At 53.5% G+C, this 13,002-nt stretch carries 10 protein-coding genes and 1 pseudogene; 1 reads left to right on the top strand and 10 read right to left on the bottom strand.

The window, feature by feature from the left end:
- Nucleotides 1-188: 188 nt before the first annotated feature.
- On the top strand, nucleotides 189-1,859 hold the full coding sequence (locus OLM33_05285; protein ID MCW1713086.1) for an FAD-dependent oxidoreductase: 1,671 nt from the start codon (nucleotides 189-191) through the stop codon (nucleotides 1,857-1,859).
- 56 nt (nucleotides 1,860-1,915) lie between these two features.
- Here OLM33_05285 and OLM33_05280 read toward each other — a convergent pair whose 3' ends face one another.
- The 10 genes and pseudogenes from OLM33_05280 to glgP all read right to left on the bottom strand — a co-directional run bounded on the left by OLM33_05280 (nucleotide 1,916) and on the right by glgP (nucleotide 12,922).
- Nucleotides 1,916-3,895, bottom strand: a complete 1,980-nt coding sequence (locus tag OLM33_05280; GenBank protein ID MCW1713085.1) for a heavy metal translocating P-type ATPase — start codon at nucleotides 3,893-3,895, stop codon at nucleotides 1,916-1,918.
- Nucleotides 3,896-3,978: 83 nt separating this feature from the next.
- Nucleotides 3,979-4,368 (bottom strand): MOSC domain-containing protein, encoded by a 390-nt coding sequence (locus OLM33_05275; GenBank protein MCW1713084.1) that lies wholly within the window; start codon nucleotides 4,366-4,368, stop codon nucleotides 3,979-3,981.
- 208 nt (nucleotides 4,369-4,576) lie between these two features.
- A pseudogene (gene nifU / locus OLM33_05270) lies at nucleotides 4,577-4,930 on the bottom strand (Fe-S cluster assembly scaffold protein NifU).
- A gap of 35 nt (nucleotides 4,931-4,965) precedes the next feature.
- Nucleotides 4,966-6,141: a cysteine desulfurase NifS gene (gene nifS / locus OLM33_05265; protein ID MCW1713083.1), complete on the bottom strand. Its 1,176-nt coding sequence runs from the start codon at nucleotides 6,139-6,141 to the stop codon at nucleotides 4,966-4,968.
- 23 nt (nucleotides 6,142-6,164) lie between these two features.
- Nucleotides 6,165-6,638: an Rrf2 family transcriptional regulator gene (locus tag OLM33_05260; protein ID MCW1713082.1), complete on the bottom strand. Its 474-nt coding sequence runs from the start codon at nucleotides 6,636-6,638 to the stop codon at nucleotides 6,165-6,167.
- A gap of 154 nt (nucleotides 6,639-6,792) precedes the next feature.
- Entirely contained in the window at nucleotides 6,793-6,915 is a 123-nt protein-coding gene (locus tag OLM33_05255) for a hypothetical protein (protein ID MCW1713081.1), read from the bottom strand.
- Between the two features lie 292 nt (nucleotides 6,916-7,207).
- A complete protein-coding gene (gene glsA, locus OLM33_05250) occupies nucleotides 7,208-8,206 on the bottom strand; it encodes a glutaminase A (protein ID MCW1713080.1) in 999 nt (332 codons plus the stop codon).
- A complete protein-coding gene (glgC, locus tag OLM33_05245) occupies nucleotides 8,166-9,470 on the bottom strand; it encodes a glucose-1-phosphate adenylyltransferase (GenBank protein ID MCW1713079.1) in 1,305 nt (434 codons plus the stop codon). The genes glsA and glgC overlap by 41 nt, the downstream gene beginning before the upstream one ends.
- Nucleotides 9,471-9,700: 230 nt before the next feature.
- Nucleotides 9,701-11,182 carry a glycogen synthase gene (locus tag OLM33_05240; protein ID MCW1713078.1) on the bottom strand — a complete coding sequence of 494 codons (1,482 nt, stop codon included), beginning with the start codon at nucleotides 11,180-11,182 and terminating at the stop codon, nucleotides 9,701-9,703.
- 3 nt (nucleotides 11,183-11,185) lie between these two features.
- A complete protein-coding gene (gene glgP / locus OLM33_05235) occupies nucleotides 11,186-12,922 on the bottom strand; it encodes an alpha-glucan family phosphorylase (protein MCW1713077.1) in 1,737 nt (578 codons plus the stop codon).
- Nucleotides 12,923-13,002: the final 80 nt, after the last annotated feature.

The raw sequence follows: 13,002 nt of genomic DNA, 5'->3' as shown, positions 1-13,002 counted from the left end.
GCAGGATAACAGATAAAGAGCATGATCTAACTCCCCTTTTTAGTTTGAATTTTTAGAAGCTTATACAGATTATCCATTATCCGCCGTTCTATGTACAGACACGATAGAAATGATGTTAATATATTGCTGTGTTCATCTGATCGATAATGAAATTATCGCAGCATAGAAAGCAAAAGGAGGCAGCGGAAATGAAGGTGCTCATAATCGGCGGAGTGGCTGGGGGAGCGACTGCAGCGGCCAGGCTCAGAAGGTTGGATGAAAAGGCTGAGATCCTAATGTTCGATAAGGGGCCTTACGTCTCTTATGCCGCCTGCGGCCTGCCCTACTTTCTGGGCGGGAAGCTCGTAGATGACGAGAAGAGATTGATAGTCAGAACCCCGGAAGAGTTCAGGAAGAAGAACAATATCGATGTCCGAATCAACAGCAGGGTGACTTCTATAAACAGGGAGGACAAAAAAGTAGAAGTCGAGGATATCACGACAGGAATAAAATATATCGAAAGCTACGACAAACTTATCATATCCACCGGTTCCTTTCCGTTCAGGCCGAACATCCCGGGGATCGATGCCGAAGGGGTATTTACCCTCTGGAGCATACCCGATGCCGTCAGGATCAAGGAATACATCAGGGAGAAGCGTGTCAGAAAAGCAGCTATAGTTGGGGGAGGGGCGATCGGGCTCGAAGTGGCCGAAAACCTCGCGGAGTCCGGTGTCGAAGTGACTATAGTCGAGCTGAGCGACCACCTTATCGCGCCTATCGATGCCGACATGGCCCTCCCGGTCCTCAAATATGTCATGGAAAAGGGTATAAAGGTCATACTGAACGACGGAGTCACAGCCATAGAGAAGGGAGACTCCGGCCTTACGCTGAGGCTTAAGGAGAGCGGGGTCGTGACGGACATGGTCCTAATGTCCGTTGGGGCGAGGCCCCAGAGCGAGCTTGCGAAAGATGCCGGGCTCGCTCTCAACGAGAGAGGTTTTATAAAGACCGATGAATATATGAGGACCTCGGACCACGATATTTATGCGGTGGGCGACGTCACTGAGGTAAGGAACTTCATCACGGGAAAGCCCGCTTCCATAGCCCTTGCCGGACCCGCCAACAAGCAGGGGAGGATCGCGGCCGACAACATTGCCGGAATAAAGAGCCGCTACGGAGGGATACAGGGAACGGGGATACTGAAGATATTCGACATGACTGTGGCCTTCACAGGCCTCAGCGAGAGGGAGGCCGAAAGGCAGGGCCTCCGGTACGACAAGGTGCTTACCTACCATCACCCGCATGCCGGCTACTATCCCGGAGGCCGGGAAATGGCGATGAAGGTCGTATTCGAGGTGCCGACAGGGAAGATCCTGGGAGTTCAGATAGTGGGGTACACGGGGGTCGACAAGAGGTGTGACGTGCTTGCCGCTTCCATACGTATGGGGGCGACCGCACATGACCTGACAGAGCTTGAACTGGCATACTCTCCGCCGTTCGGAACTCCGAGGGATCCGGTCAACATGACAGGCTTCGTCATTGAAAACATACTTGAGGGGAAGGTCGAAAAGGCCGAGTGGAGTTCCGTGGAAGGTATGCCGGAAGAAGGCGCTCTCTTTATAGATGTCAGGAGCGGCGACGATATCTCCGTATCAACGATAAGGATCGAGGGATTCGAAAGGATACCGCTTGAGGAACTTCGGAGCAGGCTCAGCGGCCTCGACAGGGAGAAACCCGTATTTGTCCACTGCCGTAACGGAAAAGAGGGATACTTCGCTTCCTGCATAATGAAGCAGGAGGGCTTCGACGTATCAAACCTTGACGGAGGGTGCCTCTTCAGGGACTGTTCCCTCTGCGGGTGCGGAACAGAAGCGGAGTGATAAATATCAAAGCTGCCGGCCTCCAATCCAGGGGAGACCGGCAATTTCTTAACTTGCTAGGCTCTTGATGCCCTTGTCGCATTCAGGATCGCGAGAAGGGCGACGCCGACATCGGCGAATACGGCCTCCCACAGGCCGGCGATGCCTGCCGCGCCTCCTATGAGGAATATCCCTTTCACCCCCAGAGCCATGAAGACATTCTGCCAGACGATAGCCCTTGTCTTTCTCGCTATACGGAGAAGCTCAACGACCTTAAGCGGGGAGTCGTCAAGGATGACAGCATCGGCGACTTCCACCGCTACCTGCGAGCCGAACCCGCCCATGGCTATGCCCGTTTCCGAGGTCACGAGCACAGGGCCGTCGTTTATGCCGTCGCCCACATAGAGGGTCTTTTCGGTCTCTCCTTTGCATATCTCCTTCAGTGCCTCGACCTTTTCATCAGGCATCAGTTCCGAACGGTAACCGTTGAGCCCAAGCTCGTCCGAAATAAGGCCGGCTACACTGTCACGATCCCCCGTAAGCATGTAGACCTCTCTGATTCCCTGTTCCCGAAGTTCCCTCACAGCCCTCCCGGATTCCTTTCTGAGGCTGTCCTGAAGGACTATGTAGCCCATGTAGCTGCCGTCTTTCATTACGTGGATCACAGTCCCCGGTGTGGAGACTTCCTCTGCCTTTATCCCGAAATCCTCCATAAGGGCTGCGTTTCCAGCTGCCGTTACCGAACCCCCAAGGGTAAGGATCATTCCCTTGCCCGAAGCTTGGGTAAGAACGGCTTCAGGGGCGATCTCACTCTCTCCTGCGGCCTCCCTTACAGCCGCAGCCAGAGGATGGGTAGAGCCTGACTCGGCGGAGGCAGCGGCCTTAAGGAGCTCTTCCCTCGCCGTACCCTCTGACGGGACGACTTTCGTTACCTTGAAACGGCCGTATGTCAGTGTCCCGGTCTTGTCAAAAATTGCCGTAGTCACCTTTGCAAGTGCGTCGAATACATTTGCTCCCTTTACCAGGATCCCCCTCTTTGAAGCGCTTCCGATGCCTCCGAAATATCCAAGAGGTATCGAGATCACAAGAGCGCAGGGGCAGGATATGACAAGCAGAACAAGCCCCCTGTAAAACCATTCCCTCAGTTCCCCGTGGCCGGTAAGCGGGGGGATGAAGGCAACCATGGAGGCGATGGCGAAGACTGCGGGCGTATACCATTTTGCGAATCTGGTGATAAATCTTTCGGTCGGAGATTTCCTGGCTGCCGCGTTTTGTACCATCTCAAGCATCCTCGCTATGGTCGAATCCTCAAAGGGACCTGCTGCCTCGATGGTCAGAAGTCCGTCAAGGGCAAGGGTGCCTCCGTGTACCGGATCTCCCTGGACCGCATGAACCGGGACCGACTCCCCTGTCATCGAAGATGAGTCGATGTCAGAAGCTCCTGACCTTATGATGCCGTCGATGGGGATCATCTCCCCGGGCATTACCTGTATGATGTCGCCTCTTACTATCTCTTTTGGATCGACCTCTATCGCCTCACCATCCTTCAGAACTCTTGCTGAGAGGGGCTTTGAAGCCAGAAGGGCTTTTATCGAGCGCCTGGATCCGGAGGAGGCCCTCTCCTGAAAAGCCTCTCCCAGCCTGTAAAAGAGCATGACGCCGACAGCTTCCGACATCTCCCCTATAGCGACAGCGGAGAGGGTGGCCGCTCCCATGAGGGTAAACTCATTGAAGATATCCAACTTTGATATCGCACGCAGCGCCGATCTGAGTACGGGCAGGCCGCAGACCATGTACAGAGCTATGAAAGCTGAACTCAGCAGGACTTTGTTGACAGAATCCAAGTAGAATTCTTCTGTGATCAGCAGCAGGAAGAATATTATGCCTGCCGCGGAGAGAAAATTTAACTCCCTTGAAAAGGCCGCCCTTTCCTCGTTTTCATCCTCTTCGCATTCGCAGAATATATTTTCATTCGCTGAACATGAGCAGCAGGAGCATTCACCTTCATTGTGTCCGCTCTCCCTCTCGTGCCGGTTTTCGTCTTCAGTGAAGCTCATTTTATCTCCTCCGGAATGTCTCGCTTATAAAAAAGGCAGCAGGCATAATTTTCGCCGTGCTGCCTGATGTCATACACAATGGCCTAATCGTCGAACCGTACAGTATCTCCTGTCTTTACTCTGCCGCCCTTGATGACCCTGGTGAATATGCCCTTCTGCGGCATTATGCAGTCACCGGTCTTTTTGAAGACCTCGCACTTTGTATGGCATTCCTTGCCTATCTGCGAGACCTCAAGCACCGTCTCACCGACCCTGAGTCTGTCGCCTGTCTTCAATTGAGAGAGGTCGAACCCCTCTGTAGTCAGGTTCTCGGCGAAGCTTCCCGGGACAAGGTCCGGAAGTTTTTCCATCATGGTCCTTATGTCCTCGATCGAGATCAGGCTGACCTGGCGGTGCATGAAGCCTGCGTGGGCGTCTCCCTCGATGCCGATCTCCTCAAGGAGGAGGCCCTCTCCGACGTCATGCTTGATCATACCCTTCTTTGGAGCCGTGCATACGGCTATTATCTTCCCTGCTGCCTCTTCTTTATTCAGCAACGCGATGATCCTCGCTCACAAATTTTTCTTCTTCCTCTTCCTGGGCCTGGACAGCAGCTCCTCCGCCGCAGGAACCTCCGCAGGCCGTGCATGTCGAGTGGGCCGGCCTGAAGCCCTCCGGAGCCCTGCCGGTCTTGCGGATAAAGTAGTCGGCTACCGCCGCCTCGATACCCTCCTGGGCAAGGAGTGAGCAGTGGAGTTTCGCCGGGGGAAGTCCCCCCAGAGCTTCGGCAACGTCCTTGTTGTTTATGCTGAGAGCTTCGGTTATTGTCTTGCCCTTCACCATTTCCGTTATCATTGAGCTTGTAGCTATTGCGGCCGCACACCCGAAAGTCTCAAACTTTATATCCTCGATTATCTCCTTGTCGTTTATCTTCAGGTATATCTTCATAACGTCTCCGCACTTGGGGTTTCCGACTTCGCCGATCGCGTTCGCGTCTTCAAGCTTTCCTGCGTTGCGGGGATTCATGAAATAATCCACTACTTTTTCGCTGTACATGATCCTGACATCTCCTTTTTGGGGATATTCGATATTTATTGGTTTTTCTTGTAGAAAGGCGACAGAGAGCGCAGCTTCTCCACGATTGGCGGGAATTTCTCAAGTACGTAGTCGATGTCCTCGTCATTCGTGTCCTTGCTCAGGGTCATCCTAACGGAACCGTGCGCGGTCGGGTGGTCGAGTCCAAGCGCCAGTAGGACGTAGCTTGGCTCGAGGCTTCCCGATGTGCAGGCTGAACCGCTTGAAACTCCGATTCCGGCTGCGTCCATCAGCAGGAGCATCCCTTCGCCCTCGACATACTTGACGCAGATGCTGGCATGGTACGGAAGCCTCTTTGTCCTGTGCCCGGTAAGCGTGATCTCAGGGATCCTCTCGGTAAGCCCGCCGATCAACCTGTCGCGCAGGCGTATCTCGTTGTCTATCTCACCGCTTGCAAGACGGTTTGCCGCCAGCTCCGCAGCCATTCCGAAACCGATCAGTCCCGGTGTGTTTTCCGTCCCGGAGCGGACCCCGAACTCCTGGCCGCCTCCGTGTATGACCGGGATCAGCTTGATGCCCTTTCTGACGTAAAGCGCGCCGACTCCCTTGGGGCCGTACATCTTGTGGGCAGCCATCGTCATCATGTCGATCGGGAGTTCCTTCACATCTATCTTGATATGTCCCGTCGCCTGGACGCCGTCCGTATGGAAGAGGACACCGTGTCTGCGGCAGACCTCTCCGAGCTCGGCCACGGGCTCTATTGTTCCTATTTCGTTGTTGGCGTACATTATCGACGTAAGTATCGTATCCGGCCTTATCGCGGCCTCAAGTTCCTTTGGGTCCGCCATTCCAGTCTCGTCGACGGGGAGGACCGTGTAGTCATATCCGTTCTTGCCAAGCCATTTCACTGTGTCCAGAAGAGCATGGTGCTCGATCGAACTTGTGATGATGTGTTTGCCTTTATCCTTAAGTGCCCATGCCGCGCCTTTGATGGCCAGGTTGTCAGCTTCGCTTCCGCCTCCGGTGAATATGACTTCCTTCGGTTCCGCTCCAATGAGCTGTGCCACCTGCGACCTGGCATTGTCCACTCCCTTTCTTGCCTCTCTTCCCCAGGCATGGAGGCTGTTGGGGTTGCCGTACTCTTCCGAAAAGTAGGGGAGCATGGCCTCGAGAACCTTCCTGTCGACCTGTGTCGTTGCTGAGTTGTCCAGATATACTTTACGCGGTGTCATAACAAGTCACCTCTTAATAGGATTTAGATTTTATCTTTTTTTCTATTGCAGCTGCACTGAGGCACTCTGCAAACATTAGCTGACTGGTCGATGAGATCCTGGAACGTGGTCCCGTCATAGACGCTTTCAAGCGCCGCTCTGGCTTTGTCCCAGAGGGGCCTGAAGACGCAGTCGTTGTAAAAGTCGCAGTCATCGTCCACCCTGGTGGTGCATTCGACCGGTCCCAGCGGTCCCTGGACGAATCTGATCACCTCACCGACGGTTATCTCACCCGCGTGTTTCAGAAGATAATACCCGCCGTCTTTTCCCCTTGCGGAATCGACGAGCCCGGCTCCCTTAAGGCTGTTAAGGATATTTTCAAGGAACCGCACCGGTATCGACTGCGCTTCCGCAATGGCCCCGATCTTGCACGGGCCTTCGTCCTGATGGAGCGCCAGCTCATAAATCGCCCTAAGGGCGTACTGACATTTTTGTGATATCGCCATAATCCTCACCATCCCTACCAAGCTAGTGAAGATTACTATTTTTTCTTCATGTTGTCAATACATGAAAGGCGGAAAAAATTGCTGAGCAGTCGCTGAGCAATAGCTGAGCGATGGCTGAGCAGTTGTAAGTGCGGTCAAACTATCGTCAAACGTTGTCAAACAGTAGTCAAACGATCGTAAGGGCCTGAGAACCTGCCCCCTCTCGTCGTTTTGGCATGATCTTCTCCTCGTCGTCCCGGTATGCCCTCGAGCCGGGATCCACAGGTTCAGATTTTGGGTTTTCTCGCATTTAAAGTCAAAACAATGGACCCCGGCTCAGTTGCATACCGGGGCGACGAGGGTGCATGGATTCCGGGGCTCAAAACCATACCGGGACGACGGGAATGATTGCATACGGGGATCACATAGAAAGCCCGGGCTCATGGGTTTAACCATCGCTTGCCAGTATCCTGATTGCCCATTGCTCGCCAATTGCTTGCCTGTACTTACTATCGCTTGCCCATTGCTTGCCTGATTTTTACCCGCCCTTAGAACTGCGACTGCTCAGCAACTGCTTAGCCATAGCTCAGCCGCACTTAGAACTACTGCTTGCCTGCGAAGTAGTGTAGCCGCAGGCTTTTCGAAAGGTCCTCCAGAAGGCGCATTCCTCCTACGCTGTTTCCTTTCCGGTCTAGGGAGGGGTTGAAGACCCCGATCCCCATCCTGCCTTCAACAACTGAGAGGATCCCCCCGCCTACGCCGCTCTTTGAGGGTATGCCCACTTTGATCGCGAACTCTCCGGAGCCGTCGTACATTCCGCACGTAACCATGAAAGTCTTGACTATCCTTACAGCCCAGCTTTCAGCGAGCCTTGTGCAGCTTATCGGATCCACCCCGTCGTTTGCCAGAACCATTCCCCAGTTGGCTAGGTCTTCTGCAGTGACGTTGACTGAGCACATACGAAAGTAAAGGTCGAGCGCCTCTTCAGGGTCCCCTTCGATTATGTTTTCGCTCTTCATCCAGTATGCCATGGAGCGGTTCCTCATACCGGCGCGCTTTTCAGATAGGTAAACTTCCTGGTTGAGCGAAAGGTTTTCGTTCAGGCAAACCTTCCTTGTAAGCTCCAGATAGAGTTCAAACGGATCATCTCCCGGAATGCAGCTTGCAGTGGCTATTGCTCCGGCGTTTATCATCGGGTTGAGCGGGTGGGGAGTCCTTGTCTCAAGCTTGACTATCGAGTTGAAGGAATCTCCGGTAGGTTCGAGCCCCACCTTGCTGAAGACCTTGTCATAACCCACTGTCTGGAGCGCCAGAGTCAAAGATATGGTCTTCGATATGCTCTGCATCGTAAAGGGTTCCTGCCAGTCACCAGTGGAATATGTCCCGCCGGTCACGGTCTTAACACAGGCCCCGATGTGCTCCGGGTCCGCCTTGGAGAGTTCGGGGATGTATGTCGCGACCTTTCCGGTCTTTGTACAACGCCTTCCTTCACTCAGCGCCTTTTCCAGGGCATCCTGTATGTCCCCCTCCGCCCCTTGCTTTATGGGCTCAGGGAGATCTTCAGAAACCTGTCTCATCGGGAGAACGAAAGAGCTGTTCATAGCTTCCGGGGATGATCAGTTTTTTCCTCAGCTGTATCTTGGGCATGCCCAGAACCACTATTCCGGATGCCGGGTCAAGGTGATATTTCTGTGCATCTTCGACAGGGTCGAAGCCTATGGATGTCCCAGGCGGAATAATGTTGTGTGCATCAACTATGACTCTGCGCAGCCTGCAGTTTTCCCCGATCTCGACATTCTGTCCTATTATGGACTCTTCGACTACTGCTCCCGGTTTTATGACGCAGTTGCGGGAGAGCACGCTCTTTCTTACGTAAGCGCCGAGTACGCGGCTTGCCTCAGCCCTCAGACAGCCGTCGACCGAGCATGAGTGGTCAGCGGCGGGGTATGTAAATCCAGGGGGATCAGAATATGATACAGTCCTAATAGGCCACTGCTGGTTGTAGAGGCTCAGCTCCGAGGGATGTTTGAGAAGGTCCATCTGGGCCTCCCAGTAAGCCTTGATGCTTCCGACGTCCTTCCAGTAAGGCCTGTCGCCGCCCGGAAGCACGTTGGTGGAAAAATCGTAGGCCATTACCTTATGTGACTTGTAAAGTGAGGGGATTATATCCCTTCCGAAGTCGTGGGAGCTGTCCTTCTTTTCGTTGTCGGAAAGCACCGATTCCTCGAGCATCTCCCTCTCGAAAATGTAGTTTCCCATAGAAACGAAGCTGAAGCCGGGCCTTCCGGGTATCTCCGGCGGCACAGAGGGTTTTTCCACGAAATCGATGATCCGGCCGTTCTCGTCAGTCGCTATGCATCCGAACTGGTTTGCCTCGGAAGAGGGGACGACATAAGCGGCGACAGTGACGTCGGCCTTGTTGTCCACATGGTACTGGAGCATCTGCTCGACATCCATCTTATAGACGTGGTCGGCAGCAAATATGCAGATCCTGTCAGCGTTGAAGAGGGTCACTAGGTGAAGGTTCTGGAAGATCGCATCTGCGGTGCCCTCGTACCAGCGTTCCCCGTCCCACATCTGGGCCGGTACTACGTTCACGAAAAAGTCCCGTCCGCGGAGGGCGCTGCCGAACTGCCACCCTTTGCCTATATGTTCATGCAGTGACTGACTTTTGAACTGTATAAGACAGTAGATAGAAAAAAGGCCGCTGTTGACCATGTTGGAAAGCGCAAAATCTATGATCCTGTACTTTGCGGCGAAAGGGACTGCAGGTTTAGCCCGGTATTTTGTAAGCGGCATCAGCCGTTCGCCCTTGCCTCCCGCCAGTACCATGCCGAGGACCCGGCCGTACTTGCCATGGATCATCTTGACCCCTCCTTAAAAAGCTTTTTGACGATGCCTTGCCATTTTTGGACAAAAGTCAGTTATTTTCAGGTCGAGCAGTGTTATGAATCAGAGATGGACCGCTGATATTACAAATAATTATAGCCTATAAAAAAATATAATCGATATTTTTTCTGTAATCGTTACAACTATTTTATTATATTTTAATTTGGTCAGGAGATCATAAAGTTTATGTTTCAGTAATGTAAAAATCAGTCTGACGTAAGGATGTCCCTGTAGAGCTCCGCGTAGGCCTTTGCAGAATTGTCCCATGAAAAATCGGAGCCCATGGCGTTTCTGATTATGCCGTCCCATCTCGTGCCGTCGTCTTTGGCCGCCAAAGCCCGGTCGATCGCCTTTTGAAGCTCTTCGTGGGAAAAGTCCTTGAAAAGGAATCCCGTACCGTCCGGCGATCCGTCTGCGTCGATAACGGTATCTGCAAGTCCGCCTGTTGCCCTTGCAACAGGGATTGTTCCGTAGGCGAAGGCTATCAGCTGTGAAAGTCCGCAAGGTTCGAAGAGCGAGGGCATCAGAAGCATGTCTCCGCCTGCGTATGCGAGATGTGCCTTGGCCTCGTTGAACTCCAGGATCTCATGCACAGAGTGGGGATACTCCTTCCTGAATTCAAAGACTTTTCTGGTGTACAGGTCGTTTCCCGAGCCGACTATCACGAACCTCGCCTTCTTTGCCAGAAAGGGTCTCACCGCGTCCAGCATTATGTCTATCCCTTTCTGCTCGGTCAGCCTCCCGACAAAGATCAGGATCGGCCTCCTGTCCTCTTTCCACCCGCACTCCTTCAGCAGCGCCCTTCGGCATTCTTCTTTACCGCCCATATCCCCGATACTGTAATTGGCGGGCAGGAGGGAGTCAGTTTTCGGGTTCCAGACGTCGTAGTCTATCCCGTTGATTATCCCGCGAAGTTTGTTTTTGTGGGCGACTATCACTCCGTCAAGCCCCAGACCGCCGTTGGGCGTCTGGATGTCCCATGAGTAGTTGGGGCTTACGGTTGTGAAGGCCTCAGTTGTCGTAATTGCGCCCTTCATCATGTTCACCTGTCCGAAATACTCCAAGCTGTCCGTGTCCAGGTTTGAGAACGCTCTGGGGCTGAATCCCCAGCCCTCAAGCACAGAGGGGGATATTATTCCCTGGAATGCCAGGTTGTGGATCGTAAAGACCGTGTCGTAGTCGCCGTTGAAGTAAGAGTAGTACCTGTGCCACTTCAGAGCTGCGGATACCGGAGCTGTGGTCCAGTCATGCGCATGGAGGAACTGCGGTTTCCATCCGGTGAGCCTCAGCAGTTCAAAAGGGGCGAAGGAGAGGAAGATGAAGGGCAGCACGGTCACGGCATCCAGCTTCTCAGGGTATATGCAGGGGTCGGAAAAAAGTTCCGGCTGGTCCAGCAGATATATGTGAAGCCCGTTCACCTCCGCTTCGAGGACAGATGCGGTGTAGGCCCGCCAGTTCAGCGCAACGCTTATCTCGCCTATCGGTTCCCTTTTCAGCCTGCCAATTTCCTCTGCCTTCTCAAGTACTCCCGGCCATGCAGGAATGAGCACCCTGGCGTCTATGCTCTGCTTTTTCAGCGCCTTTGGAAGAGTGCCGACAACATCTCCGAGTCCGCCCTTTTTCGCAAGCGGAGAACACTCGGGAGCTATATGAAGCACCTTGAGCGTAAAATTTTTATAGGCGATCATATCCTAAAGACCTCTGAAGACTGTTCCGTAAGCTTTCTCGCAATACTCTCTGACGACCCTGTGTGTGTTGAAGTAGCTTGCGTTGATCGAAATTGCCAGCTTCATCATTCTTATCCACCTTGGCCTGTTGTTGTAGTAGAGCGGCAGTATCTTGATCTGCAGCTTCCTGTACAGATCTTCCGCGTCCTGCGACTCATCGTATCCTCTCATGTCATTCGGTCCGGGTTCCGGTCCTATCGCCCAGCCCGTGTGCCCTTCCAGGCATCCTTCGATCCACCAGCCGTCCAGGACGGAGAAGTTCATTATCCCGTTGTGGACGCATTTCATGCCGCTCGTGCCCGAGGCCTCCCTGGGCCTCACCGGAGTGTTGAGCCATAGGTCCACTCCGGAGGTGATCAGCTTCGCCGGTGTCATGTTGTAATTCTCGATGAACACCACGGGCATGGCCGTGCCCAGCTCCTTCGATATGTTGTGTATCTTCTGCAGGATGTCCTTCCCCGGTTCGTCGTGAGGGTGCGCCTTGCCTGAGAATATGAACTGGATCTTTCCTGCGCCTATCTCGAGGAGCCTTTTTATGTCGGTGAATATGAGGTCTGCCCTCTTATATGTCGCGGCCCTCCTTGCGAAGCCTATTGTAAGAATATCGGGATCCAGCTTTTGTCCGGTCTCCTCGAACACCATGTCGAGAAGTTTCAGCTTTGCGGTCCTGTGTGCTTCCCAGATCTCCTCGTTGGGTATCTGTATAGCCTGCATCAGCCTGCTTGTATTCGTTCGCCATCCCAGGATGTACTTGTCATAGAGGGCCGCGAACGATTCGCATGTCCATGTGGTAGAGTGCACCCCGTTGGTCACCCAATCGATGGAATCGTTGTTGAACATCGCCCTGCTCACCTCTGCGTGCTTTCGTGAGACCCCGTTGACGTACCTGCTGAACTTCAGCGCCAGGTCCGTCATCGAGAGCCCGCTGCCTCCGACAGTGTTCCTCAGCTTCTCTATGAAGGTGCTCTCTATGACTTCGTTGATGAGGTCGTATGAGAAGAAGTCATGACCGGCTTCCACCGGAGTATGGGTAGTGAAGACGACCTGATTGCGGATCTTCTGAAGGTCAGGGTAACCCTGTTCCCTCAGGAGCTCAAGCGTTATGAAGCCCGCATGTCCCTCGTTCAGATGGAAGGTCTTCACGTTCCTGTAACCGAGGTCGCGGAGTATCCTGAGTCCGCCTATGCCCAGTATCAGTTCCTGGCATAGCCGGTATCTGTTGTCGCCTCCGTACAGTTCATCCGTCAGCGCCCTGTCCTCGGGAGTGTTCTCGGGAAGGTCCGTATCGAGGAAGAGTATCGGGATGGGATGTCCCGAATTTCCGATTATGGTATAAGACCATACCCCTACCTTTACCTCCCTGTGGTTCATCATGATGCTTACACTGTTGGGGAGGAATGTGAGCAGTTTTGAGGGGTCCCAGTCCACGGGCCTCTCGGTCTGTCTTCCCTCATTGTTTATCTTTTGCGCAAAATATCCCTTCTTGTAAAGGAGGGTGATCCCCACCATGGGAACACCCAGGTCGGCCGCGCTCTTAAGTATGTCACCTGCCAGTATCCCCAGCCCTCCCGAATAGGTCGGGATCTCCGGGGTAAGCCCTATCTCCATCGAAAAATAGGCTACGTTTCTGAATGCGGGATCCCTTTCCAGCGTAGACAGGATCGACTGGGCAAGATTGCCGCCATAATTCATATCTGTCATTTTTTCTCCTCCAAATCCGGTGCTTTCAAGATCGGAGACCAGGGAGGCCGCTCCGTTGGTGTACTTTCCGTTCCTGCCGT

The organism is Synergistaceae bacterium DZ-S4 (genome assembly GCA_025943965.1).
In the GTDB taxonomy this organism is placed as follows: Bacteria; Synergistota; Synergistia; order Synergistales; family Synergistaceae; genus Caenicola; species Caenicola nitritireducens.
Note: the sequence above shows the minus strand (reverse complement) of the source record. Positions and strands in the feature narration are given on the sequence as shown.

Bases quoted from the DNA above. Each gene is read 5' to 3' on its own strand.
- OLM33_05280 (MCW1713085.1), bottom strand. From the start codon at position 3,895: ATGAGCTTCACTGAAGACGAAAACCGGCACGAGAGGGAGAGCGGACAC.
- OLM33_05260 (MCW1713082.1), bottom strand. From the start codon at position 6,638: ATGGTGAGGATTATGGCGATATCACAAAAATGTCAGTACGCCCTTAGG.
- OLM33_05275 (MCW1713084.1), bottom strand. From the start codon at position 4,368: ATGATCAAGCATGACGTCGGAGAGGGCCTCCTCCTTGAGGAGATCGGC.
- glgC (MCW1713079.1), bottom strand. From the start codon at position 9,470: ATGATCCATGGCAAGTACGGCCGGGTCCTCGGCATGGTACTGGCGGGA.
- glgP (MCW1713077.1), bottom strand. From the start codon at position 12,922: ATGACAGATATGAATTATGGCGGCAATCTTGCCCAGTCGATCCTGTCT.
- glsA (MCW1713080.1), bottom strand. From the start codon at position 8,206: ATGAACAGCTCTTTCGTTCTCCCGATGAGACAGGTTTCTGAAGATCTC.
- OLM33_05240 (MCW1713078.1), bottom strand. From the start codon at position 11,182: ATGATCGCCTATAAAAATTTTACGCTCAAGGTGCTTCATATAGCTCCC.
- OLM33_05285 (MCW1713086.1), top strand. From the start codon at position 189: ATGAAGGTGCTCATAATCGGCGGAGTGGCTGGGGGAGCGACTGCAGCG.
- OLM33_05255 (MCW1713081.1), bottom strand. From the start codon at position 6,915: ATGCGAGAAAACCCAAAATCTGAACCTGTGGATCCCGGCTCGAGGGCA.
- nifS (MCW1713083.1), bottom strand. From the start codon at position 6,141: ATGACACCGCGTAAAGTATATCTGGACAACTCAGCAACGACACAGGTC.